18 protein-coding genes, 1 other RNA gene and 1 pseudogene are annotated in these 24,683 nt (G+C 71.6%); 12 read left to right on the top strand and 8 right to left on the bottom strand.

What is annotated here, in order from left to right; translation table 11 throughout:
• Nucleotides 1-35 precede the first annotated feature (35 nt).
• Nucleotides 36-1,259, bottom strand: a complete 1,224-nt coding sequence (locus ACYQ8Q_RS18525; protein ID WP_460066274.1) for an RNA-guided endonuclease InsQ/TnpB family protein — start codon at nt 1,257-1,259, stop codon at nt 36-38.
• Nucleotides 1,260-1,488: 229 nt separating this feature from the next.
• Here ACYQ8Q_RS18525 and ACYQ8Q_RS18520 point away from each other — a divergent pair, with 229 nt between their 5' ends.
• The 5 genes from ACYQ8Q_RS18520 (at nt 1,489) to ACYQ8Q_RS18500 (ending at nt 10,374) form a co-directional block, all read left to right on the top strand.
• Nucleotides 1,489-2,655, top strand: a complete 1,167-nt coding sequence (locus ACYQ8Q_RS18520) for a S41 family peptidase (protein ID WP_460066273.1) — start codon at nt 1,489-1,491, stop codon at nt 2,653-2,655.
• Nucleotides 2,656-2,735: 80 nt separating this feature from the next.
• Nucleotides 2,736-3,278 (top strand): SsrA-binding protein SmpB, encoded by a 543-nt coding sequence (gene smpB, locus ACYQ8Q_RS18515; RefSeq protein WP_460073385.1) that lies wholly within the window; start codon nt 2,736-2,738, stop codon nt 3,276-3,278.
• A 92-nt stretch (nt 3,279-3,370) separates the two neighbouring features.
• Nucleotides 3,371-3,765: a transfer-messenger RNA gene (ssrA, locus tag ACYQ8Q_RS18510) on the top strand.
• Nucleotides 3,766-4,074: 309 nt separating this feature from the next.
• Nucleotides 4,075-9,030 carry a ricin-type beta-trefoil lectin domain protein gene (locus tag ACYQ8Q_RS18505; protein WP_460066270.1) on the top strand — a complete coding sequence of 1,652 codons (4,956 nt, stop codon included), beginning with the start codon at nt 4,075-4,077 and terminating at the stop codon, nt 9,028-9,030.
• A 72-nt stretch (nt 9,031-9,102) separates the two neighbouring features.
• Nucleotides 9,103-10,374 carry a hypothetical protein gene (locus ACYQ8Q_RS18500; RefSeq protein WP_460066269.1) on the top strand — a complete coding sequence of 424 codons (1,272 nt, stop codon included), beginning with the start codon at nt 9,103-9,105 and terminating at the stop codon, nt 10,372-10,374.
• A gap of 3 nt (nt 10,375-10,377) precedes the next feature.
• On the opposite strand, the gene ACYQ8Q_RS18495 is transcribed toward ACYQ8Q_RS18500, so the two are convergent.
• Together ACYQ8Q_RS18495 and yicI are read right to left on the bottom strand one after the other, a co-directional pair.
• Nucleotides 10,378-11,379 (bottom strand): LacI family DNA-binding transcriptional regulator, encoded by a 1,002-nt coding sequence (locus tag ACYQ8Q_RS18495; RefSeq protein ID WP_460066267.1) that lies wholly within the window; start codon nt 11,377-11,379, stop codon nt 10,378-10,380.
• Nucleotides 11,379-13,634, bottom strand: a complete 2,256-nt coding sequence (gene yicI, locus ACYQ8Q_RS18490) for an alpha-xylosidase (RefSeq protein WP_460066265.1) — start codon at nt 13,632-13,634, stop codon at nt 11,379-11,381. The genes ACYQ8Q_RS18495 and yicI overlap by 1 nt, the downstream gene beginning before the upstream one ends.
• Nucleotides 13,635-14,008: 374 nt before the next feature.
• Between yicI and ACYQ8Q_RS18485 the strand changes: the two genes are divergently transcribed.
• Nucleotides 14,009-14,359, top strand: a complete 351-nt coding sequence (locus ACYQ8Q_RS18485; protein ID WP_460066263.1) for a hypothetical protein — start codon at nt 14,009-14,011, stop codon at nt 14,357-14,359.
• A 67-nt stretch (nt 14,360-14,426) separates the two neighbouring features.
• Nucleotides 14,427-14,721: pseudogene (locus ACYQ8Q_RS18480) on the top strand (hypothetical protein); the annotation flags it as partial.
• A gap of 15 nt (nt 14,722-14,736) precedes the next feature.
• Here ACYQ8Q_RS18480 and ACYQ8Q_RS18475 read toward each other — a convergent pair.
• Together ACYQ8Q_RS18475 and ACYQ8Q_RS18470 are read right to left on the bottom strand one after the other, a co-directional pair.
• A complete protein-coding gene (locus ACYQ8Q_RS18475; RefSeq protein WP_460066261.1) occupies nt 14,737-15,624 on the bottom strand; it encodes a hypothetical protein in 888 nt (295 codons plus the stop codon).
• 37 nt (nt 15,625-15,661) lie between these two features.
• Nucleotides 15,662-16,102, bottom strand: a complete 441-nt coding sequence (locus ACYQ8Q_RS18470; RefSeq protein WP_460073383.1) for an ATP-binding protein — start codon at nt 16,100-16,102, stop codon at nt 15,662-15,664.
• Between the two features lie 74 nt (nt 16,103-16,176).
• Between ACYQ8Q_RS18470 and ACYQ8Q_RS18465 the strand changes: the two genes are divergently transcribed.
• Nucleotides 16,177-16,344 carry a hypothetical protein gene (locus ACYQ8Q_RS18465; RefSeq protein ID WP_460066260.1) on the top strand — a complete coding sequence of 56 codons (168 nt, stop codon included), beginning with the start codon at nt 16,177-16,179 and terminating at the stop codon, nt 16,342-16,344.
• 105 nt (nt 16,345-16,449) lie between these two features.
• On the opposite strand, the gene ACYQ8Q_RS18460 is transcribed toward ACYQ8Q_RS18465, so the two are convergent.
• From ACYQ8Q_RS18460 to ACYQ8Q_RS18450, 3 genes are all read right to left on the bottom strand, one after another.
• Nucleotides 16,450-16,908: a hypothetical protein gene (locus tag ACYQ8Q_RS18460; RefSeq protein ID WP_460066259.1), complete on the bottom strand. Its 459-nt coding sequence runs from the start codon at nt 16,906-16,908 to the stop codon at nt 16,450-16,452.
• A gap of 3 nt (nt 16,909-16,911) precedes the next feature.
• On the bottom strand, nt 16,912-17,334 hold the full coding sequence (locus ACYQ8Q_RS18455) for a hypothetical protein (RefSeq protein WP_460066257.1): 423 nt from the start codon (nt 17,332-17,334) through the stop codon (nt 16,912-16,914).
• A gap of 77 nt (nt 17,335-17,411) precedes the next feature.
• Nucleotides 17,412-18,689, bottom strand: coding sequence for an MFS transporter (locus ACYQ8Q_RS18450; protein ID WP_460066256.1), 1,278 nt, complete (start codon nt 18,687-18,689; stop codon nt 17,412-17,414).
• An 84-nt stretch (nt 18,690-18,773) separates the two neighbouring features.
• On the opposite strand from ACYQ8Q_RS18450, the gene ACYQ8Q_RS18445 reads away from it, so the two are divergent.
• From ACYQ8Q_RS18445 to ACYQ8Q_RS18430, 4 genes are all read left to right on the top strand, one after another.
• Nucleotides 18,774-19,751: a LysR family transcriptional regulator gene (locus ACYQ8Q_RS18445; protein WP_460066254.1), complete on the top strand. Its 978-nt coding sequence runs from the start codon at nt 18,774-18,776 to the stop codon at nt 19,749-19,751.
• A gap of 322 nt (nt 19,752-20,073) precedes the next feature.
• Nucleotides 20,074-20,721, top strand: coding sequence for a hypothetical protein (locus tag ACYQ8Q_RS18440; protein ID WP_460066253.1), 648 nt, complete (start codon nt 20,074-20,076; stop codon nt 20,719-20,721).
• 514 nt (nt 20,722-21,235) lie between these two features.
• A complete protein-coding gene (locus tag ACYQ8Q_RS18435) occupies nt 21,236-23,401 on the top strand; it encodes a polysaccharide deacetylase family protein (RefSeq protein WP_460066251.1) in 2,166 nt (721 codons plus the stop codon).
• The gene (locus ACYQ8Q_RS18430; RefSeq protein ID WP_460066248.1) at nt 23,398-24,594 is read left to right on the top strand and encodes an acyltransferase family protein; all 1,197 of its coding nucleotides are present in this window, start codon (nt 23,398-23,400) and stop codon (nt 24,592-24,594) included. The genes ACYQ8Q_RS18435 and ACYQ8Q_RS18430 overlap by 4 nt, the downstream gene beginning before the upstream one ends.
• The last annotated feature ends 89 nt before the right edge of the window (nt 24,595-24,683 follow it).

Genomic DNA, 24,683 nt, shown 5'->3' with positions numbered 1-24,683 from the left:
CCGCTCCCCTTCCCTGGCGGGAGGGGATTCCTGGCTCAGGCAGCCTCCTGGAGCAACGCTCCAGGAGGTCTTGCGCCGTCGATACCAGCCGGGTCCAGACCTGCCCGGACGAGCATCACACGGGCGGAGTTCTTGTCCCGGGGGGACATGAGCCCACACGTGGTGCAGCGATAAGTACGTTCCGACAGCGGGAGAGCGTGCTTGGTTCTCGCTCCGCACCTTCCGCAGTCCATGGTCGTGTGAGCGGGATGTACCAGACGTACGTCCCGCTCGTGCTTGCGGCCCATCTCGAGCAGGGCCTGTTTCGCCGCCCCGATCGAGGCGTCCGCCGCCTTGCGCGCCATGTGCGTCTTGGCAAGGAATTTCGGCCGGAAGTCCTCCACCGCGATCGCATCATGATCACGCACTACCTTCTTCGCCCACTTGCGGACGGCGTCCCGCCGTTGCCGGGCGATTTTCCGGTAGGTCTTCGCCCGCCAACGCTTGGCCTCCCGGTAGCCCTTCGACGTCGCCCGACCTTTCTTCGGTGTGCGACGGGCCATCATCCGGTCGTACCGCGACACCTTCGCCTGAGACTTCCTCCCGTGCTCGGAATGGGGAAGCTCGTGGCTGTCACTGGTGGTGGTCGCGGTCTCCTTCACTCCCCAATCGATACCGATCACGCGCCCCGTGGCGGGGAGCGGCTGGACTTCGACGGAGACGACGAAGGAGGCGTACCAGTCGCCGACGCTGTCCCGGTACACCCGCACCGAAGAGGGATCGGCGGGCAGTTCGCGGGACCACACCACGGTCAGGACGATGCCGCCCGCCAAGTGCAGCCGCCCGTCCTTCAGCCGAAAGCCGCGTCGGGTGTAGTCCAGGCTCGGGGCGTCCTCGTGCTTCTTCTTGTAGCCAGGCATCCCTGCTCGCCGCTTGACCGGCAAGCGTTCCTTGATGTCCTTGAGAGCCTTCGCGCGCGACTTGCCGAAGTCGCGGATGAGCTGCTGCTGGGGGACCGATGCCCCCTCGGCCAGCCAGGGCGTGACCGCGCGGGTCTCGGTCAGCATCTTGTCCAGGCGAGCCGGGCCGCACTTCTCCCCCTCGCGGTAGGCCTCCTTGGAACGGGCAACACATTCGTTCCACACCCACCGGCAGCGGCCCCACTCGGTCAACAGCGCAGTTCGAGCGGAGGACGACACTCGCAGCCGGTAGGTGAACCGGGCGTGACCGGCCCGGTCGGCCTCTTGTGGTGAGACCACGTTGTCACCCCCCTTCACCATCGTGGTACTTCACGCCGGATCACCCGGTTTCGACCATCAGACCGTACGCACGACACTCGAACGTCTGGGCCGAAATCGGTCTACGTCACCCCAATGGGCGATCAGCGGTTGATCCGACGGCAGTGTCCGATCCCGCCGTCTCCGCTGCGGGCGTGGCGGTGACGCATGCCACGAGAGTCGTGCGGTCAAGGGCGCATACGGCTCTTCGCGTTCCCCTAGACTCACCGCCATGTCAGGCCGCGACCTGTTCTGTCAGCCCCGCCGTTTCGGCCGCGGGGCCGCCCTGACATTGGTGTTCGCGAGCGTGCTCGTCGCCGGTGCCGCGACCGGGGCGATCCCGGGCGACGGGCGGCGGACCGCCCCGGGGCCGTCCCGTGAGGCGTCCGCCGGGCGGGCCGAGGAGGTGACACGCGCGGCCGAGGAGGCCGCCGCGGTCGGCAAGTCCCCCATGGAGGCGGCGCAGCGCGCGGTCAGCCGCAGCGGGGACCGCTGGGCCGCCGTGTACTCCGCGGGCGAGTACGAGGAGTTCGAGGAGTCCCTCGACGGCCGCTACACGGGCGTCGGCCTGTGGGCGCGACGCGACGCGCAGGGCCGGATCGAGGTCACCCAGGTGCGGCCCGGATCGCCCGCCGCCGGCGCCGGGATCCGCGCCGGGGACCGGCTGCGCAGCGTCGACGGACACGGGGTCGACGGCCGTCCGGTCACCGAGGTGGTCTCCTTACTGCGCGGTGACGCCACGGACGCGGACGCCGGCACGACCGTCACCCTGGGCCTGCAGCGCGGTACGCGCGCGTGGCGCGAGACGCTGCGCCGGGCCCTGCTCTCCACGGACTCCGTCATCGTCCGCCACGCCACCGGCGGCGCCGTCGTCATCAAGATCTCCGCGTTCACCAAGGGCGTCGGCAGCGCCGTCCGCTCCGCCGTCCGGGCGGCTCCGGCCGGCGCCGGGATCGTCCTGGACCTGCGCGGCAACTCCGGCGGGCTGGTCGCCGAGGCCACCGCCACCGCCTCCGTCTTCCTCGACGGCGGCCTCGTCGCCACCTACGACGTGGACGGCGACCAGCGCGCCCTGCACGCCGACCTCGGCGGTGACACCGCCCGCCCCCTCGTCGCCCTCGTCGACGGCGGCACCATGAGCGCGGCCGAGCTGCTCACCGGCGCCCTCCAGGACCGGGGCCGCGCGGTCGTCGTGGGCTCGCGCACCTTCGGCAAGGGCTCGGTGCAGATGCCGAGCGAGCTGCCCGACGGCTCGGTCGCCGAGCTGACCGTGGGCCACTACCGCACCCCCTCCGGCCGCGCGGTCGACGGCACCGGCATCACCCCCGACCTGGAGGTCACCGACGGGGCCCTGGAGCGGGCCGAGACGGTGCTCGGCGGCCTCGGGGACCCCTCCTGAACGCCTCCGCGGTCCGCGCGTAATCGGCTTTCCCTCCGACCCCCTCCAGGTGCGAAAATGGCGGGACTATGAGCAAGGGAATGTACGTACCGAAGGAGTCCCAGCCCAAGCAGGGCGGGGCGGCCGCCAAGGCCAGGGACGGCGAGAAGGGCGGCAAGCGCAAGATCGTCGCCCAGAACAAGAAGGCCCGCCACGACTACGCGATCATCGACACCTACGAGGCCGGGATCGTCCTCACCGGCACCGAGGTGAAGTCGCTGCGCCAGGGGCGGACCTCGCTGACCGACGGCTTCGTCCAGATCGACGGCGGTGAGGCGTGGCTGTACAACGCCCACATCCCCGAGTACAGCCAGGGCAGCTGGACCAACCACTCCGCGCGCCGCAAGCGCAAGCTGCTGCTGCACCGCGAGGAGATCGACAAGCTGGCGGTGACGTCCGAGGAGACGGGGCACACCATCGTGCCGCTCGCCCTGTACTTCAAGGACGGCCGGGCGAAGGCCGAGATCGCGCTGGCGCGCGGCAAGAAGGAGTACGACAAGCGGCAGACCCTGCGTGAGCAGCAGGACCGCCGGGAGACGGACCGGGCGATCGCGGCGGCGAAGCGGAAGCAGCGGGGCGTCTGACCCCGCGCGGAATACGGTGGCATCCGCGTGCGTTGGTCACGTACGATGGCATCGCACCCCAACAGAGGGTGCACGCATTGAAAACACAACATGGGGATGATCGGTTTCGACAGCGGCTGTCGAAGCAGGGGAAGCGTGTCGAGAAAGCGGCCATGATCTCGTAAACCACAGGCCGAAAAAAATAATCGCCAATTCCAAGAGCGATTCTCCCGAGCTCTACGCTCTCGCTGCCTGATCAGGTAGTGATCGTTTAGCTCCTTCATGGGAGTGTCAGCCCGGGCTCGTTCCCGACCCGGTTCCTGGCATCAGCTAGGGGACTAAACCTTGATCCCGGTCACGGGGTGAAGAGGGAAATCAAACAGTGACTGGGCCCGTCGGCGACTTGTTCGCGTGATCGCCGGGGCCGAGAAAATCGCAGCGAACTGCACACGGAGAAGCCCTGGTTCCGCACCGTTGGACGCGGGTTCGATTCCCGCCATCTCCACTCATCCCATGTGGACGAAGGCCCTGTCGCATCACTGCGGCGGGGCCTTCGTGCTGTCCGGGCACACGGGCCGATGCCACAGCATCATCACGTTTCTCACAATTCTCTCAGAAATCTCTTGTCCTGAACCCGTCACCTCTGCCTATGGTGTTCGCCGCGCCCGACGGAGCCGACCACTCCGTCATCGTGCGCGACCACAGGCGACCGGGGGGATGTCCGTCGCCACGGGGAGAGACAGACCGTTGCGTCCTGCCGCGAGCCGGCTCTTCACGCATGCCCTGACGCGGGGCGGCCCCCGGTCGCCTCCATGCGATGAAGGGATGCCTCTTGCGCCCCGTACGAGGGTTCATCAGGCCCGGATCACCACGCTCCGGGCCACTCACCACACTGCTGACGGCCACCGTCGCGGCCGCCGTCCTGGGCGGCCTCGCCGTCCAGCCGTCGCTGCTCGGCCGGTACGCCGCCGACGACATGGCGCCCGTGGCCGACAGCTACGACGGCTTCGACGCGAAGGCGGCCGAACAGCTCCGCCAGGACCAGTGCCTCATGACCGAGGTCCTGCGGATGGGCGGACCCGCCATGTACGGCGTCGCCCAGAACGGTCTGAACCAGCCACCGGACCAGCTGCACACGGCGGCGAACCGGGAGTACTGGAACACCACCCCGCTGAGCACCGCGTTCCAGAAGGACCGCGACGACATCGACAAGATCGACCTGTACGGGCGGCTCGGGGAGTGGAAGAAGCCCCTGTCCGGGCTCTCCTACCCGGGCGGCTTCCAGAGCGTCGCGGACTTCGCCGACCCGCCGGGCCTCGCCGGACGCGGCCAGGACTACTTCCAGCAGGTCGGCATCACCCCCTGGCTGGGGGCGCAGTGGTGGAAGAGCGAGGGCGACTACTACGAGGACCCGACCCCGAAGGCCGACGACGCGACCGCGAAGGCGGTCACCGACCTCGGCACCCCGCTCTACGGCAAGGACCCCGATCCGCACCTCCCGCGGGACGAGTGGAACCGGGCCCTGGCCGAGCAGCGGGCCTGGGAAGACCGCGTCTTCATGCACAAGCAGTGGGCCGACGACGCCCGCATCTTCCTCTCCTCCGGGGGCTTCCCGCGCACCGCGCCCGAGCCGGGCAGCGTCGAGCACCGCATCGCGGTCGAGGACCTGAAGTCCCGCTTCGCCTCCTGCGACTGGCACAGCCCCGCGGACCCGAACAAGGTCCTCGGCAAGGAGGTCGCGGACGCCTCCGCCGAGTGGCAGCAGGAGATCGCCGCCCAGGCGACCCAGCGCAACCAGATCCTGAACGCGAGCCGGGACGCCACCAAGTCCCTCGCCGACGGCGCCTCCGCGCTGGGCGAGATGCTGGGCCAGTCCTGGATCGCCGACCACCTCGCCCGCTGGCAGGACTGGTGGTCGGCCGGCGGCCCCGGCTGGATCGGCGACAGCCCGTTCGTGATCCACGCCCACGGCGCCACGGACAAGTGCCTGGAGGTCGCGGGCGCCAAGAAGGACAACGGCACGGTCGTACAGCTCTACACCTGCAACGGCGGCGCCGGGCAGAAGTGGCAGATCTCCGGTGACCACCTGGTCAACCCCAACTCGGGCAAGTGCCTGACCGTCAAGGGCGGCGCGAGCGCCAACGGCACGGCCGTGCAGATCTCCACCTGCGGCAACAGCACGTCGCAGAACTGGGAGTACGGCACTCACGGCACGAGCCGGCTGTACAACCCGGCGACCGGCAACTGCCTCGACCTCGCCGACTACACCAACAGCCGTGACGGGCGGATGTGGGACTGCACCGGCAAGGCCCCGCAGCAGTTCGACGTCGTGCCCTCCGGACACAACGGCACCGACGACCTCGACTACCCGGCCAAGGCGCAGTTCGACAAGGCGAAGAAGGGCGTCACCGACGCCCAGGCCGCGTCGAAGAAGCAGCTCGACCTGCTGAAGGCGCAGGCCGCCGCCGCGAAGAAGGCCGCCACCGACACGGACACCGCGACCCAGGCCGCCTACGCGATCGCCGACAAGGCGGGCGCCCCGCGCGGCCGGGGCCTGCTCGTCGCCCAGCAGAAGGCCCAGGTCACCAAGGCCTCGGCGGCCGCCCTGGAGGCGCTGGCCAAGGCCGGTGACACGGCGTACTCCGCGACCAAGGCCGCCGTCGGCGACAGCGAGACCATCGCCGCCCGCGCCCTGACGCAGGCCGCGCAGTCGAAGGCGGCGTTCCGTACGGCCGCGGCGAACGAGGCCCGTGCGCAGGCGAAGGCCGCGGCCGACGCGGCCGCCGTTCAGGCACAGGCCGCCAAGGCCGCCCGTGACCTGGCGAAGGCGAAGCTCGCCGAGACGCAGAAGGCCGAGGCGGACGCCAAGGCCGCGGCGGCCGACGCGCATGCCAAGCGGCTCGCGGCGGAGGCCGAGGAGGCCACGGCGAAGGCGGAGAAGGAGACCGCCGCCGCCAAGCAGGCCGAGGCCGCGCAGCACAAGAAGAACGCCGAGGGCTACGCCACGACGGCGAACGAGGCCAAGGGCCGCGCGGAGACCTCCGAGTCCACCGCGCGGGCCAGGCGGCAGGACGCCGAGGCCGCCCGGGACCGGGCCAAGGGCAAGCGCGACGACGCCTGGGACGCCGAGAGCAAGGCGAACGCCGCCCGCGCCAAGGCCGACGCCAAGGACGCCTACGCCGAGGCCCATGACTCCGACGCCGACGCCAAGGACTCCCGGGCCGCGGCCGACGCCGCCGACTCGGCGGCCGACGACGCGGAGTCCGCGGCGACCTCGGCGCGTGCCGAGGCGAACGCGGCGACCCAGGCCGCCGCGGACGCGGACGCCGCCGCCACCCGCGCGGAGGCCGCCGCGAAGCGGGCCCGCTCCGACGCCGACGCGGCCCAGGCCGCCAAGCTGAAGGCCGACGCGGCCGTGCGTACGGCGACCAGCGCCGCCGCCGACGCCATCAAGGCCTCCGAGGCCGCCGCCTCCGCCGCCCGTACGGCCGTGAAGCTGGCCGACGAGGCGGACAAGCACGCGGCCGACGCCAAGGCCCAGGCCGACGCGGCGAAGGCGGAGTCCGTCAAGGCGGTCGCCTCGGCGGCCGACGCGGCCGGGCACGCCTACACCACCGCCCAGGCCGCCGCGGACGCCGGCGCCTCGGCGCAGCAGGTCGCCGCGCCGGCCAACGACGCCGTCCAGCTCGGTTCCCCGTACGTCGACACCGACGCCACCGCGGGTCTGGTGGTCCTGACGGGCCAGTCGTCGAAGACGATCGCCGAGCAGCAGAAGGCCGTGGCCGAGGCGCATGCCGCCAACGCGCAGAAGAACGCCGACCAGGCGGCGAGCCTCGCCGCGGCGGCGACGGGCGACGCGAAGGCGGCGTACACGCTGGCCGCCGAGGCCGCCGGCTTCGCCGCGACGGCCCGTAAGTCGGCGAAGGAAGCGCTCGGTTACGCGGCCGAGGCCGCCCAGTACGCCGCCGACGCGCAGTCCTCGCTGGCCCGCACCATCGAGTACGACCAGCAGGCCACCGTCGACGCGGCGGCCGCCGACAAGGCCGCGGGCCGCGCCGAGGGCTACGCGAGCGACGCCCGCGCCTCGGCCGACCAGGCCGCGCTGGACGCCGAAGCCGCCCGCAGCGCCGCCTCCCAGGCCGAGCAGGCCGCCAAGGACGCCCGCGCCGCGGCCGACCGCGCCGACGCCGAGGCCACCCTCGCCGAACAGGCCGCCAAGGACGCCCAGAAGTACGCGGAGTCCGCCCAGCAGGCGGCCGACTCGGCCGAACGCAAGGAGGCCAACGGCCAGGTGCAGGCGGGCGCCGGCACCGGCACCAACGGGGTCTTCTACGTCATCGAGAAGATGACCGACGCGGCCCCGGCCAAGCAGCTCAACCCGTGCGACTACACGCTCCAGGGCTGCACGGTGACGTACGAACTGCACCTCGACCTCACGGTCAGCTACTACCTCTGCACCAACCCCGACGTCCCCGCCACCGAGTCGGGCTGCCCGGCGGGGGACACGGTCTTCCTCAAGACGGAGATCCTCCGGAACCAGAAGCAGGAGTGGACCCACCACTTCACCGCGGGTGACATCACGCGCATGGGCTGGCAGGCCCTCTTCGGGGACACGCTCGGCGCGGTCCTGTACGAGGTCGTGCTGGGCGACGCGGTCCGCTGCTACCACGGCGACAAGGTCGGCTGCGCCTGGTTCGCGTCCAACTTCATCCCGGGCAAGGCCTTCGAGAAGGTGGCCGAGGGGATCCGCGCCCTCCACGCCGCGATGACGACCGGGGTCGGGATCGAGGACGCGTTCAAGGCGCTCAAGGCCCTGGACGTGGACCCGGCGACCCTGTCCAAGATCGAGGAGAGCCTCCACGTCTACGAGGACGCGGTGGCGGTCTGCACCCGGGACAGCTTCCCCGGCGACACCCGGGTCCTGATGGGCGACGGTACGCGCAGGGCGATCCGCGACGTCCGCGAGGGTGACGTGGTCATGGCCGCCGACCCCGCCACCGGGCGGCTGCGGCCGGAGCCGGTGACGGACACGTTCCGCCACGACACGGGGCGGATGACGGAGATCGCCGTGGCCGGCGGTCTGCTCACCAGCACCCTGGGGCACCGCCTCTACGTCGACGGACGCGGCTGGACCAAGGTCGCGGACCTCGCGGTGGGCGACCGGCTGCGGGCCCCGGACGGCACCTGGAGCCCGGTGACCGGGCTGACGGACCGCCCGGGCCGGGCGGAGGTCTTCGACCTCACGGTCGACGGCCTGCACACCTTCTTCGTGCGCGCCCAGGGCCTGGCCCCGTCGGACGTCCTCGTCCACAACTGCCTGAAGATCCTCGACGACGAGGCCAACAGCGTCGGCGGGGCCCACACGAAGCGGGACCATGTCGACCCCTCCGACGTGGACATGGCGGCCAAGGCGCTGGACCCGCGCAACATCTCGGGTGTCGCCACGAAGTGGAAGGACGCGCAGACCGCCGAGGCCGCGGTCAACCAGGCGTTCAACGAGTGGATCACACGCAACCCCACCGGTCTGGACAGCTGGCTGAGCCGGATGCGGAACAAGTTCGGCAGAAACGGCGACCGCGGGTACTTCGATCCCCGCACGGATCTGAAGGAGATCACCTGGACCCTCAGGAACCAGAGCAACCTCGGCAGGAAGTGGGTGCGCAACGGCGCGCAGGGGGTCGACGCCGGAAATAAGGTGGTGATCCAGCTGCGGTACGTGGGACGCGGGCACCCGTCGGGTTACGTCGTCTACACGTCGTACCTCGCCGGCTGATCATCACGTCGTCAACTGTCCGACCGCCGGGGGCGACCGAGTCGTCGCCCCCGGCGTTCCACGAGGAAAGCCATGTCAGAACACCGCCCCGCGCCTTTCTGGACGTTCGACGGGGACTTCGGGTTCAGTCTGTCGACCGGCGGCCCGGGGGCCCGGCGCACGGCGGACGCCGATGACGCCCGCGCCCTCGCGCACGACGTCCGGCTGCTGCTGGAGTCCTCCCTCCCGGACACGGTCCTGCGCACCGTGTGGCGCGCCGCGTCGGCCGGCCGCCAGGATCCCGGTGCCGATCCCCGCGCCCGGTTGCGCGGCATCGCCGAGGCGTGCGAGGAGACGATCTCCGCCGATGCCTTGGAGCCCGATCCGTGCGCTCCCGCGACGGTCGTCGTGGACGAGAACGCCATGAAGGACGCCGTACGCGCCGTGCTCCCCGCCGTCGGCGGCACCCCGGCCGGGCCCGAGGCCGTGGCCGCGCTCGGGCGCGTCGTCGCCGAAGTGGACGCCGACCTGGGATTTCGACTGTTCCTGCGGGTGCTGAAGGCGCATGCGGCTCCCGTCGCCCCGGACGCCTACGACCACTACCGGGAGATCGCCGACGGGTTCGGCCATGCGCGCCACCTGGTCCCGGAGGGGCTCGCCGTGCGCTGGCCACGCTTCGACGACCCCTCGGCGGGGCGGCGGTTCGCGTTCGACTTCGGGTTCTCGGCCGTCGCCGGGCGATTCCACGGCGATCTGTGGGAGCACGCGTACACGGTCGACGAGGGCGTCCGCGGGGTCGCCGCCGACCAGGTGGGACTCGTACCCGGCGCATCGGCGTTCGCCCTGCTCCAGGACACGCAGCGGCTGCTGAACTCGCCGTTGTCCGACGACACCCTGACCACGCTGTGGCGGGTGACGACGTTCCGTGGCCACGACGTCGACGGGCAGGGGGTACGGCAGTGGCTGCGGCGGATCACGGACATCTGCGTGGAGTGTCTGCGGCGGACCGACCCGGGCTTCTCCCCGATCCCGCCCGCACCGGCCCCCTCGGACCGGCGCGACCGGGTGCTGAGCGAACTGGGCGACATCGCCCCGGACCTGACCCGGGCGGTGCACGACGGCCCCTGGTACGGCGCCGACACCAGCCCGTGGTTCGCCCTGTCGGAGCAGGCGGTCCCCGTGCTGGCCGAGGTGGTGAGCCACGTCGACCCCGACCTCGGCTTCCGCCTGCTACTCAGGGCCGTCCGGGCCTATTCGGCACCGCTGGGCGACGACCGCGTCGTGCGCTACCGGGCACTCGGTGCCGAGTTCGGCTACGGCCCGCACCACATCGCCGATCTGACCGACTCCCTCCGGGACGGCTGAGCCTCAGACGTCCCGTGGCGCCGTGCTCCTCCTGACGGTCAGCCGGGGCTGGAGCAGTGTTGCCTCCGGTACCGGGTCACCTCCCAGTTTCTCCATCAGCAGGTCCACCGCGCGGTCGCCCACCTCCGCCGACGGCAGTGCCACGGACGTGAGGTGGAGGCGGTCGGCGAGTTCGTCGGGACAGATCGCCGTCACGGAGAGGTCTCCGGGGACGCGGAGGCCGAGCTGTTCGAAGGCGGTGACGAGGGGCTCGAGGACCGCCTCGTTGTGGACGACCACGCCCGTGAGGGCCGGCTGCTCCCGGAGCAGCCGCTCGGCCACCCGCCGGGCCGCCGCCGGGGTCGCCTCGCAGGGGTGGACGGCCGAGGCGAGCCCGCCGCGGTCGGCGGCCGCGGTGAAGCCCTGGACGACGCGCTGGGCGAACGCCGTCCCGCGCACGTACACCTCCGGCGGCGACCCGACGAGCGCCACCACCCGGTGCCCCAGCTGGGCCAGATGCTCCACGCACCGCTCACCCGCGCTCCGGAAGTCGAGGTCGATGCAGGTCAGCCCGGCGGAGTCCCGCGGGAAACCGATCATCACGGAGGGCCGGTCCAGGCTGCGCAGCAACGGCAGCCGGGGGTCGTGGAGCTGGACGTCCATCAGGATCAGCGCGTCGACCAGCGCGGTGTCCGCGACCCGGCGCAGACCGTCCTCGCCCTCCTCCTGGGTCAGGAGCAGGACGTCGTGGTCATGGCGCCGGGCCGCCGTCACCACCGACGCCACGAACTGCATGACCACCGGGACATGGATGCCGGCCCGCAGCGGGGCGACCAGCGCCAGCACGTTGGAGCGTCGGCCGGCGAGGGCCCGGGCGCCCGCGTGCGGGCGGTAGCCCAGCTCGCGGGCGGCCGCCTCGACGCGCCGCCGGGTCGCCGTCGAGATCGGGCGTTTGCCGCTGAGGGCGTACGACACCGTGCTGGCGGAGACCCCGGCCCGCCGCGCCACATCCGTGATCTTCACCATCAGCGCAGCTCCAGCGTCAGGAAGCCGGTGCCCGCCTCGGCCCGGGCCACCCGGTCCCCGGCCGCGAGCGCCCAGGGCGCCGGGGAGTCGCCCGCGGAGGCCCGCAGGGTGTCCCCTTCCCGTACGACGGTGAAGACCGTGTCGCCGACCCGCACCGTCACCTCCGTCCCCCGCTCCAGGCCGTACGTCCGCAGGGTGACCCCGTCGGCGTGCGGATAGTCGGGCCGGTCGGCGTGCGCGCCCACCGGGAGTACCGCGCCGGGCCGCACCAGCAGCGGCAGGCTGCGGAACCCGTGCCGTTCGCGCGCCCAGCGCGGTCCGGTCACCGTGCGCCCGGTGAGGAAGTCGGTCCAGGTGCCCTCGGGGACGTAGTAGGCGACGTCCCCCTCGTCGCTGAAGACGGGGGCGACCAGCAGATCCGGGCCGAGCATGTACTGCCGCTCGACCTGCGCGCACCCGGGGTCGTCGGGGAACTCCAGCACCATCGCCCGCATCACCGGCAGCCCCTCCTCGTGGGCGACGCGGGCGACGTCGTAGAGGTACGGCATGAGCCGCAGCTTCAGCCGGGTGAAGTGCCGCAGGACGTCCACCGATTCCTCGTCGAAGAGCCAGGGGACGCGGTAGGAGGAGCTGCCGTGCAGTCGGCTGTGCGAGGACAGCAGCCCGAAGGCCAGCCAGCGTTTGAACAGCGCGGGCGTCGGGGTGCCTTCGAAGCCGCCGATGTCATGGCTCCAGAAGCCGAAGCCCGACAGGCCGAGCGACAGCCCGCCGCGCAGCGACTCGGCCATCGAGGCGTACGTCGCCTCGCAGTCGCCGCCCCAGTGGACGGGGAACTTCTGGCTGCCGGCGGTCGCCGAGCGGGCGAAGACGACCGCCTCGCCCTCACCCCGGTGCTTGCGCAGGACGTCGAAGACCGTGCGGTTGTAGAGGTACGTGTAGTAGTTGTGCATCCGCTCCGGGTCGGATCCGTCGGACCACTCCACGTCCAGCGGCACCCGTTCGCCGAAGTCGGTCTTGAAGCAGTCGACGCCCTGTGCGAGCAGTGCCTCCAGGTGGGACGCGTACCACTCGCGGGCGGCGGGGCTGGTGAAGTCGACCAGCGCCATGCCGGGCTGCCACATGTCCCACTGCCAGACGCTGCCGTCCGGGCGGCGCAGGAGGTGCCCGAGCGTCCTGCCCTCCTCGAACAGCGGGGAGCGCTGGGCGATGTACGGGTTGATCCAGACGCAGACGTGCAGGCCCTTGGCCTTCAGCCGGGTCAGCATGCCCTCCGGGTCGGGGAAGACCCGGGGGTCCCAGCGGAAGTCGCACCACTGGAACTCCCGCATCCAGAAGCAGTCGAAGTGGAAGACGGACAGCGGCAGTTCGCGCTCCCGCATGCCCTCGATGAAGGAGGTGACCGTCTCCTCGTCGTAGGAGGTGGTGAAGGAGGTCGACAGCCACAGGCCGAAGGACCAGGCGGGCGGGAGCGCGGGGCGGCCGGTGAGGGCGGTGTACCGGCGCAGGATCTCCTTGGGGGTCGGCCCATGGATGACGTAGTACGTCAGCTCCTGCGTCTCCGCGCTGAACTGCACCCGGGAGACGGCCTCCGAGCCGACCTCGAAGCTCACCTTGCCGGGGTGGTCGACGAAGACGCCGTAGCCGGCGTCGGTGAGGTAGAACGGCACGTTCTTGTAGGCCTGTTCGGTGGCCGTGCCGCCGTCGGCGTTCCAGATGTCCACGACCTGGCCGTTCCTGACGAGCGGGCCGAAGCGTTCGCCGAGGCCGTAGACCGAGGTGCCCACCCCGAGGTCGAGCTGCTCGCGCAGATAGTGGCCGCCGGTGGCCGCGTCCCGCAGGATGGCCATGCCCTTGGGGCCGCTGGTGGTGAGGGTGCGGCCGCGGGCGAGGAACTCCACCCGCCAGGGGCCGGAGCGGGCCACCCGGACCGACAGCGCGCCGGAGGTGAGGGTCGTGTGGTCGTCGTGGGAGAGGAGGGGGGAGGCCTCGGATCCGGTGAGGTCGAAGACCGGCTCGCGCGGCCGCTCGCCCGTGAAGTGGCGCAGGGTCAGCCCGATCACGTCCGGCAGGGGACTGTGGACGGTGAGCGTCATGACCGGTCCCGTCATCAGGTCGCCCCGGCCACGGATCGGCCGGGTCGGGGCGTGGATCTCCAGGGCGCCGGCGCCCTCGCACTCGGTGACGTCGAGGACCTCGGCCGGGTACGCGGCGGTGACGCCCTCACGCAGCAGCCAGTAACCGTCGGAGAACTTCATGGGTGGGGGGTCTCCTCGGAGCTGCCGCTGTCGTCCGTGCCGCCGCAGGAGGCCAGCAGCAGGGCACCCGCCAGGGCCGCCGCCGCACTCGCCACCGCACGCCTTCTTGCCGCCGACATCCTGTGCCTCCGGGGGAGTTCGGGATGGTTCTTCGGGCAGGAACAGCCGTCACGCGGCGTTCGACGAGGTCGTCGAACCGTTTCGATGCGTGACGTCGAAGCGCTTCGACGGGGGAAGGTAGGGGGCGGCTGTGTCGCGCGTCAATGGGGCGGGTGGGAATTGACCGGCGTCTGGGGGCCCTGGCGGGGCTCGCTAGGACTTGTCCAGGCCGATCATGAACGAGGGGCTGGTGTACTGCTTGGGGAGGGGGTGGCATGGAGCGAGATGTCCAGCTGGTGCGGGACTTGGTGGCGGCTGAGCCCGGCTTCGAGGACCTGTTCGGCGCGCACGTCTTCAACGAGGACGGTGTCCTGCCCCACGTGTTCTTCTGGGATGTCGTTCAAGAGACCGTCGCGTCGTTCCTGGGAGGAGACAAGACGGACTGGAGAGTCACGCTGCGGTTTCTGGAGGAGCAGCTTGGACTTGATGTCCCGGAAGTGGCCCAGGTGGTTACCACCTCGTTCCTCTTCAATCTGCCATGGCCGGATCAGCCCGGACACAGCCTTGTTGACCACCTTGGTCCCGCCATGAGCGCACGGTTCGCTGCGATCCGGCCGTCCGGCTAGGACTTGTCCGGTCGAATGTGTGACTACTGCCTGTCCAAGCCGTTGTCATGGAGGTGGTGCGGGAGGTGAGGGCCTGGGCCGCTCGCGCGGCGGGTTCACCACCAAGCGCCATCTGAGCGCGGACGGTCGAGAAGATCAGAGTCCCTAAGCCGGGGCCGGGCAGGCCCCGTAAGAAGCCCGACAGCGTCGCCGCCGACAAGGCCTGCAGCAACCGACCATGCCGTGAGTACCTGCGGCGCCGGGACATCCGGCACACGATCCCGGAGAAGACCGACAGCCAGGCCGCCCGCTACGACAAGCGTCGTTACGTCTACCTGGGCACCGCCACCGCCGCAGCACTCACTATCTGGCTCCGCACATGATCGGTCGGACAAGCCCTAGTCGGCGGCGGTGAAGAGGTCGTCGGCGGTGGTGGCGTGGACGGCGCGCTCCGACCAGGTGGTGAGCTGGTCGAGGTCGGTACAGGCCTCGACGCGGTCGCTTACCTCGTCGGGAACGTCGATGCCGCGCCAGCGCAGGATGTTCAGGACCATCTCGGCCCGATCCTGGACCCGGCCTTCCTCGCGGCCTTCCTCCCGCCCTTCCTCGGCCCACGGGTGCCGCCAGAAGTACTGCATGGCCGTCATCAGGTCCCTCCACATCTGCCGGGCCTGGGCATCTGCCAGGCACGAGTCGACGAACTGCGCGAGCACCGCGGCGGTCTCGCGGTCCAGGGTCCGCAGGGCGGCTTCCAGCGATTCCAGTATCGCCGGGGCCTGCCGCCCACGGCCGTGCGTCATGGCCGAGAGCACCGCAAGAGGTGGATCCTGTCTGGCCTCCCGCTCGGTCGCGATCAGCGGCACGTTCTCCGGGCCGAGCACTAACGGCCGGACCGTCAGCGAGGGCATGCCGTGTACGCCGAGGTGGATGGGCTCGGCCGCCCAGCGGGCCGTGGCCCTGCTCTGGGTGACGACGATCAGGACGGGTTCGCCGCGGTACTTCTCGTGGAGGTAGCTGAGGTAGTAGGGCCAGCTGCTGCGTTTGCGCTCGTCCGGCTTGCCCTGCGACTCCACGACCAGCAGGTAGGTTCCCTCGTCGGTCTCGGCCCGCAGCAGCGTGTCGACGCGCCGCTCGACGGGCTCGATCTCGGTGAGGTCGACGTTCATGGCCGCGAAGTCACGGGGCTCGGGGAAGGGGATGTGCAGCACCTGCTGGAGGGCGCGGGTGAGGAGCGCGGGGTCCTTCTGGAAGATGCGGTGCAGCGCCTCGTGGGACGAGGTGACCATCAGCTCTCCTGTCTTTCTGTCTGGCGTGATCAACGAGCTACACCGCCGGAAGTTCGCACCACACGAGCTTGCCCCGGTGTCCGAGCCGGGACAGCGGCTGCCATCCCCACAGGTCGGAGCAGGCCCGTACGAGAGCGAAGCCGCGCCCGCTCTCGGCGTTGGCGAGTTCGGTGAAGTCGCCGGGCGGTTCCGGGGGCGCGGGGTCGGCGTCCCAGGCTCCGATCTGCAGGGTCCCGTCCCGGTGACGGACGCGCAGGCATGCCGGACCCTTCGTGTGCAGTACGGCGTTGGAGACCAGCTCCGAGGCGAGGAGTTCGGCGGTCTCGGTGAGGTGGGCGAGGCCGTGGAGGGTGGGGATCAGGCGGAGGGTGCGGCGGCAGACGGTGATGGCTCTGGGGTCGGTGGGGATGTAGAGGGAGTACTCCCAGGAGTCGTTCTCAGGGCCATAATTTGGGACCGTGCAAGCCGCTGCCGTAATCTGCTACCCGAACGAGTTCAAGGAAGACGTCGTGGCCCGCAGGACACAGGTGACTGCACGTCAGGCTCGCCTGGGTGCTGAACTGCGGAAACTACGCGAGGCGCTTCGCGGTGTTCGCCCTCGTCCTCCTGCTCATGGCCCGTACGCACCGGGAGCGCGCCCTCACCCTGGCGGCAGCCGTGCCCTGCGCGCTCCTCGCCTACGCGATCGTCGAACTTCCCTTGCAGGCGGCCTCCGCCTGAGTGCTGTGCCGCCCTGTCGGACGGGCAGGCCACTCCGGTCAGGCCGGTCCGCTCGAACTCCCTGCGTGCATCGGGGTTCGAAATCGGCCTCGGTCCGGCCCGGCTCTAAAGCCCCAGGGCCTCCGCGAAGGCCGAGAAGGTAGGCGTCACTGTGCGCCACGCGCACTGGCGGGGGTTCGTCCAGAAGTCGCTGCCCACGACGCGTGGGTCGGCGGGATCGGTGCGGTAGTCGAGAGCGAGGGCGACGTCGTCACCGGGCCGGCGGTTGACGGCTATGAGGAACGCCAGGTCGACGTCCAGCCAGGGCAGTTCGACCGGTCCCTGCCGCTCACTGCCCCGTACCTCGCGGAAGAGCTCGGAGGAGGGCGGATCGTCGGCGAACATGTCCATGGACCGGGATTCCCGGGTCATCTGGTCCGTGCTCGGAAGGAAGTCCAACGGATCCTCGAACCACGGGATCAGCCTCGCCAGCTCCGCGTCCCCGGGGTGACGCCAACGGCCTCGGGAGAGCAGCGACGCCAGCCGAGCGGGCAGAAGATGCCCGCGGACCATGGGAAGAGACACGCGCTAGCCCTCCTTGTCGTCCGTCCACCTTTCGAACACAGGAACAGGCTCCCAGAACTCCGGAGGGAAGAGGGGGCAGTTCAACGTCCCGTCGAGCAAGCCCCGTACGACGTCCGGCGACGGCTTCTCGATCAGCTGGAGCCTCAACTGACCCGCCTCGACGATGACCGTGGGCCACGCGTCCGGTGCCCCTGACGGGATCCAGTACAACGAGTCCGCGTTGTCGGTCGCCCCCCACTGGATCACGTCCGCAGGGGTGGTCCCGAAGTCTGCCAGCACGGATCGCAGTTCGGGGATCCTCTTCCGCGAAAGCATCTCGGACGCCTTGCGGCTACAGCTCTGGATGTCCAGCCAGGGGTTCGGACATCCGTCCTCGTTGATCCAGAGGAAGTCGTTGAAACAACCAGGTCCGTAGAGCCCGGTCATCTCGGAGTGACTGGGAGGGATCGCGGTGGAGCCGGCAGGGCGGACGTGGGCCGTCGCAGGAGGCGGACACAAGCGGGTCAGCACATCAAGCATCCCTCATTTTCACCCGTGGCGAGGGAGAGGAGCAGGGCCGTGGTCGCCGCGGTGGCCGGGATCGTGTACGCGGTCGCGGGGGAGGTGTGGTCGGCGAGCCAGCCGGCCGTCGCGCTGCCGCAGGCGATGCCGCCGAGCAGGCCGGTCACCGCGAGGGTCATGCCCTCGTTGAGGCGGGCCACCGGGGTGCGTTCCTGGACCAGGGCCATGGTGGTGACCATCGTCGGGGCCGTCGCCGTACCCGAGACGAGGAGGGCCGCGGCCAGCAGGGGGAGTGAGCCGGGGCCGGTCGCCGCAAGCAGGGGCAGGGTGAGGAACGCGGCCATCGTGGCCACGCACCAGGGGTGGCGCCGGGCGGCGGGACCGGAGGGCCGTATCGCCCCGTAGGCGAGACCGGCCGCGCAGGAGCCGGCCGCCTGGAGGGCGAGGACGATCCCGGCCGCCGTACGGTGGCCGTGCTCGTCGGCGAACGCGATCGTCGCCACCTCCGTCGCCCCGAACACCGCGCCGAGGGCGAGGCAGAGGGCGAGGAGCGGGGGAAGGCCGGGGCTGCGCAGGGGTGATGCGGCCGTCGGACGGGGGTGCGGGGGCGGCTCGGTCGCCCGCTGGGCGGCGAACGTCAGGATGCCCGTGACCAGCAGCACCACCCCGACCAGGGTGCCCGCCTCCGGGAAGAAGGTGCCGCACAGGAAGGCCGCGGTCACCGGGCCCAGCATGAAGCACAGCTCGTCGACGGCCTGTTCGAAGGAGTTCGCGGTGTGCAGGGCGACCGGGTCGCCGTCGAGGAGGTGGTTCCAGCGGGCGCGGGACATCCCGCCGGTGTTGGGGGTCGTCGCGGTGGCGGCGTACGCGGCGAACAGGGTCCAGTCCGGGGCGCCGTAGTGGACGCAGAGCAGCAGGGCGAGGCTGCCGAGCGCGGCGAACAGGGTGGCCGGCACCGCGATCCTGGCCTGTCCGTGGCGGTCGACCAGCCGGGCGATCCAGGGCGCGAGGAGGGCCGTGGCCGCGAGGCCGGTCGCGGTGACTGCCCCGGCGAGGGCGTACGAGCCGCGCGCCCCGGCGATCATCACCACCGCGCTCACGCTGAACATGCCCATGGGCAGCCGCGCGAGGAGGTTCCCGGCGGTGAAGGCGCGGGCGCCGGGGAGGGCGAGGAGACGGCGGTAGGAGTGGGGTGGGGGTTCGGGCGTGCCGCGGTCGAGGTCGACGATCACCAGGGTGTCGGCGGTGACCGTGAAGAGGTGTCGTGGGCTGTCCGGCATGGAGGAAACCGTCTCCCGCCGGTGGACAGGGGGTCCAACACCTTCTCGGTGCCGATTCACGCACCGTCGTTGTAGGTTCGCCGGATGTCCGCACCCGGCCGTACCCACGTCGACCCCCGTCTGCTGCGTGCCTTCCTCGCCGTCGCCGAGGAGCTGCACTTCACCCGCGCCGCCGCCCGGCTGTACGTCGCCCAGCAGGCGCTCAGCCGGGACGTACGGCGGCTGGAGCGCGAGCTCGGGGCCGAGCTGTTCGTCCGGACCACCCGGCAGGTGACGCTGACGGCGGACGGGGAGCGGCTGGTGCCGTTCGCGCGCCGGGTGCTGCAGGCGCAGGACGACCTGGTCGCCGCGTTCGGGCGGGCCCGGCCGCTGCTGGTCGACCTGAACTCGCCCAACCTGGACACCGGGCGGCGCGTTCTGCACCGGGCCCGGGAACTCGCTCCCGAGCTGGAGCTGATGGCCCGGTACGAGAGCGGGCTCACGGGTGCGGCGGCCGAGATCGTCGCGGGCCGGCTGGACGCGTCGTTCGGGCGGTACGCCGGGCTGGACCCCGTGCTGCGGGGGCAGTTGGAGCACCGGCTCGTGCGCTACGAGCCGATGGCGGTGGTGCTGCCCGAGGGGCACCCGCTGGCGGGGCTGGCCGAGGTGCCGCTCGCGGCGCTCGCCGGGGAGACGGTGTACGCAGGGGCCGGCAATCCCAGGACGCCGGAGTGGACCGATCTCGCGGAGCGGCTGTTCGAGGGGCGCGGGATCCGTCTCGCCCCGCCCGCGCCGCTCGCCGTGGGGGAGGAGGAGTTCCGGCGGATCACGACAAAGCTGGGCAATCCTGTACTGGCCGTGGTGGGCTTTCAGGCCATGACGGGGACCGTCTCGCGGCCCTTGACCGACCCGGTCCCGCTGTCGCCCGTGTCACTGGTGTGGCGAAAGGGGCTGGTCCATCCCGGGCTCGATGCGCTTCGACGGTCCGCGGTCGAGATCGCCGGGGCGGAAGGGTGGCTTCAGCGGCCCACCGGCGGATGGATTCCAGCCATGGACATGGGCATGACGTCTGCACACAAATGACACATCGTGCACACGGGTCCCCCACCTGCGCTAGATTCGTCGACCTGAGCGCAGTGGGGTAAATGGGGCGCGGATTCCGGGTCGGGGCCCGGTCTCGTCGACGTGCGCTCAAGGTCGTAGGCGCACCCTGATCAGGTCTTTGGGGGTAAGTGCGCACGTGAGGAAATGGCCAGAAGACGCCCAGCCGGAGCGCTCGGGGTGGCCGGAAGCGGTCCGTCGGCACCGGTCGGCGACAGCCTCGAACACCCTTTCCGAAAACGAACGGTCGAGCGGGTCCTTAGGGGGCCCCGCCGACCCCGGTGGGGGCAACGACCCCGACGAGGTGACCGTCCAGCTCGACACCCCGCACGCGGCCGGGGCGGCCCGGCAATCGGCCTCCGACGCACCCGTGTTCGTCGACGAGTCGGGCCGCCGCAGCCGTACCTTCCGCCGGATCGGCATCCTCGCGGGCCTCGCCTGCGGTGCCTACGCCGTCGTCATCGTCGCCACCCTGCTGTCCGGCAACGCGGGCGCGCCCTGGCTGCCCGTGCCGGGCCCGGACGACGATCCGTCGGCCGGCCAGGTCGAGACCAGCCGGGCGCCGAGCGCGTCCGCCGGCGCGGCCTCCGGCGCCCCCGGCTTCGCGGCGCCCCGCAGCCCCGGCGTCTCCGCCTCGGCCGGCGCCCCGTCCCGGGGCGGCGCGAGCGGCGGGCCCAGCGCCTCCGGCAGCGCCGCGGCGCCGAGCGGCTCCACGGCCACCCGCCCCTCGGCGAGCGGCAGCCCCCGCACGAGTACGGCATCCAGCGCCACCCCCTCCGACCCGGACCCCGGCAACCCCGTAGGGGGAGGCTCCGCCAGCCCCCAGCCCTCGGAGTCCACCCCGGCCACCAGCCCCTCACCCGACTCCTCCTCGTCCCCGGCGGGCGGCACCGACACGGTCGCCGCCGGCGCCCCACACCCGGCCCCCGCGGCGGCGTCCCCGGGGACGTGAGCCGAGGTCCCGTCCCGTGCCGGGGGCGTGGGGTGGCGTGAACTGGGGTCCCGCGCCTTGGGCCTGCGGCACTCGTCCCGTGTCGGGGGTCGTGGGGGTCGTGAGCCGAGGTCCCGCCCCCTGTCCTGCGGCATTTGTCTGGTGCCGGGGGGCGTGGGGGTCGTGGACCAGGGTCCCGCGTCTTGGGCCTGCGGCACTTGTCCCGTGTCGGGGGTCGTGGGGGTCGTGAGCCGAGGTCCCGCCCCCTGTCTTGCGGCACCTGTCCCGTGCCGGGGGCGTGGGGTGGCGTGAACCAGGGTCCCGCGCCTTGGGCCTGCGGCACCCGTCCCGTGCCGGAGGCCGTGGGGCCCGTGGGGGCGTACCCAGAGGTCCGCCCCCGTCACCGCGGGCCGGGAGTGTGACCGGCCGTGGGCCGGCCCGTTGGTTTCCCGCGCCCCGCTTGCCCGGTTCGCCCTCTTCTCTCTCTTCTCTCTGTCTCCCGTCGTCCCTTCCCGTCCCCGGAGTACGACCTCTCATGCCTGCACGCACCCACCACCGTTCTTCCCGGCGGCTGATGCCGCCGCTGCGGCTGCGCCGGCTGCTCCCGCTCGCCCTCCTGCTGGCGATGATGGCGATGCTCATGCTGCGCGGCTATGTGCACAGCGAGATCCTCGCCGACCACCGGATCCGCGCCGAGGCCCCCGCCGACCGGGTGCCACGGCAGATCCTCGACGGCGGGCCGGTCGTGGACACCCGGGGCGGCCGGACCACCAGCCTGGACGTGCCGGACCACCGGCTCGTCCTCACCTTCGACGACGGCCCCGACCCGAAGTGGACGCCGAAGGTCCTCGACGTGCTGAAGAAGCACCACGCGCACGCCGTCTTCTTCGTCACCGGCACGATGGCCTCCCGCTACCCCGACCTGGTGAAGCGGATGGTGGACGAGGGCCACGAGATCGGACTGCACACCTTCAACCACCCCGACCTCTCCTACCAGTCGAAGAAACGCATCGACTGGGAACTCACCCAGAACCAGCTCGCCCTGGAGGGCGCGGCCGGCATCCGCACCTCGCTGTTCCGGCCGCCGTACTCCTCGTTCGCCGACGCCCTCGACAACGCGTCCTGGCCGGTCACCCGCTACGTCGGCGGCCGCGGCTACCTCACCGTCCTCACCACCGCCGACAGCGAGGACTGGCGCAGGCCCGGCGTCCGGCAGATCATCCGCAACGCCACCCCGAAGGCCGGCCGGGGCGCGATCGTCCTGATGCACGACTCCGGCGGCGACCGCGGCCAGACCGTCCGCGCCCTCGACACCTACCTGCCCGACCTCCGGAAGAAGGGGTACTCCTTCCAGAACCTCACCGAGGCCCTGGCGGCGCCCAGCGCGCACACCCCCGTCACCGGCGCGGACCTGTGGAAGGGCAGGGCCTGGGTGTTCCTGGTGACGGCGGCCGACGACCTCACCGGCGTCCTCGTCGTCGGCCTCGCCGCCATCGGCTTCCTCGTCCTCGCCCGCTTCGGCCTGATGCTGCTGCTGTCCGCGGTCCACACCCGCCGCACCCGCCGCCGGGGCTTCCGCTGGGGCCCGGACGCGCCCGTCACCGCACCGGCGTCGGTGCTCGTGCCCGCGTACAACGAGGCCAAGTGCATCGAGAACACGGTCCGTTCACTGATGAGGAGCGAGCACCCGATCGAGATCGTCGTCGTCGACGACGGCTCGACGGACGGCACCGCCCGGATCGTCGAGGACCTCGCCCTGCCCGGCGTGCGGGTCGTACGGCAGCACAACGCGGGCAAGCCCGCCGCCCTCAACCGCGGCATCGCCAACGCCCGGCACGACCTGATCGTGATGATGGACGGCGACACCGTCTTCGAACCGGCCACCGTCGGCGAACTCGTCCAGCCCTTCGCCGACCCGGCCGTCGGCGCCGTCGCCGGCAACGCCAAGGTCGGCAACAAGGACACCCTCATCGGCGCCTGGCAGCACATCGAGTACGTGATGGGCTTCAACCTCGACCGCCGGATGTACGACGTCCTGCGCTGCATGCCCACCATCCCGGGAGCGGTCGGGGCGTTCAGGAGAAGCGCCCTGAACCGGGTCGGCGGCATGAGCGACGACACCCTCGCCGAGGACACCGACATCACCATGGCCCTGCACCGCGAGGGCTGGAAGGTCGTCTACGCCGAGAAGGCGCGGGCGTGGACCGAGGCCCCGGAGTCCGTGCAGCAGCTGTGGTCCCAGCGCTACCGCTGGTGCTACGGCACCATGCAGGCGATCTGGAAACACCGCCGCGCCGTCGTCGAGAAGGGCCCCTCCGGCCGCTTCGGCCGCGTCGGGCTGCCGCTCGTCTCCCTCTTCATGGTCCTCGCCCCGCTCCTCGCCCCCCTGATCGACCTGTTCCTCGTCTACGGGCTGCTCTTCGGCCCGACGGGCAGGACCGTCGCCGCCTGGTTCGGGGTCCTCGCCGTCCAGGCGGGCTGCGCGGCGTACGCCTTCGTCCTCGACCGCGAGAAACTCACCCCGCTCATCTCCCTCCCGCTCCAGCAGATCCTCTACCGCCAGCTGATGTACGTCGTCCTGCTCCAGTCCTGGATCACCGCCCTCACCGGCGGCCGGCTCCGCTGGCAGAAGCTGCGCCGCAAGGGACAGGTCGCCGCGCCTCCCGGCGAGAGCGCGGTCGCGGAGAGGAGCGCGGCATGACCGCCGTCCAGCCCGCCGACGTCACCGCCCCGGCGCCCGCGCCCAAGGGCGGCCGCGACCGCTACTTCGACCTGCTGCGCGCGATCGCCCTCTTCCGGGTCGTCCTCTACCACCTGATGGGCTGGGCCTGGCTGCCCGTCGTCTTCCCCTCCATGGGCGTGATGTTCGCCCTCGCCGGCACCCTCATGGCCCGCTCCCTCGGCGGCCGGCCCGCCCTGGAGGTCGTCCGGGGCCGGATGCGCCGGCTGCTGCCCCCGCTGTGGCTGCTCGGCGCGGTCGGGGTGAGCGGCATGCTCGTGGCCGGCTGGGGACCGGACGACGAGGGCCACCCCGGCTGGTGGTGGCTCCACCTCACCTTCTGGATCCTCCCGCTCAGCGACCCGCCGTACGGCTCGGACCTCCCCGGGATCCACGGGCTGATCGCCGACGGCTGGGCCGTCGACCTCGCCGTACCCCTCTGGTACCTCCGCGCCTACCTCTGGTTCGTCCTGCTCTCCCCGCTGCTGCTGCGCGCCCTGCGGGCCGCGCCCTGGCCGACGGTCCTCGCGCCGCTCGCGCTGTCCGCCGCCCTGGAGTCCGGTGTGGTGGCGGTGACCAGCTGGCGGCTGGACTCCAACCTCAGCGACTTCGGTGCCTTCGGCGCGTGCTGGCTGCTCGGCATGGCCCACCAGGAGGGCGTACTGCGCCGCCTGCCCCGCTATGTCGTGCCGTCGCTGGCGCCCGGGGTGGCCGGATTCGCCCTCTGGTACGCCCTCGGGCACGGCTTCGAGGCGGGCCACGACCTGGACGACATGCCGTTCGCCCAGTCCCTGTGGTCCTTCGCCACGGTCCTGCTGCTCCTGCACCTCAGCCCGTCCTGGACCGACTGGCCCCGCCCGCTGCGCCGCTGGGACCGGCTGGTCACCCTCCTCAACGCCCGCGCCGTGACCGTCTATCTGTGGCACAACGTGTGCATCGACGCCGTCGAGGGGCTGTGGGACCGGCTGTGGGGCGTCCCCGGGCTGGAGCAGCACGCGTCCTGGCTGCTGGTGAGCCCCTGGCCGCAGCTCCCGGCCGTCTGGCTCCTCACCGCGCTGTGCGTGGTCTGCTTCGGCTGGGCCGAGGACCTCGCGGCCCGGCGCCGGCCCCGGCTGTGGCCCGACGGCTCGCGTAACCTTGCCCAAAACCTCTCACCCGGCCGCCGCCGGAGGTGAGAGCAACGTTCCCTTCCGGTCACCGACAGCCACCGGACCGGAAACGCGCCCTCCCTACCTTCGGGACTCATCACCGCTCATCCCCCCGA

It is taken from the genome of Streptomyces sp. YKOK-I1 (assembly GCF_054660435.1).
The sequence above is the reverse complement of the archived record's forward strand: the minus strand, read 5'-3'. Positions and strand labels throughout refer to the sequence as shown.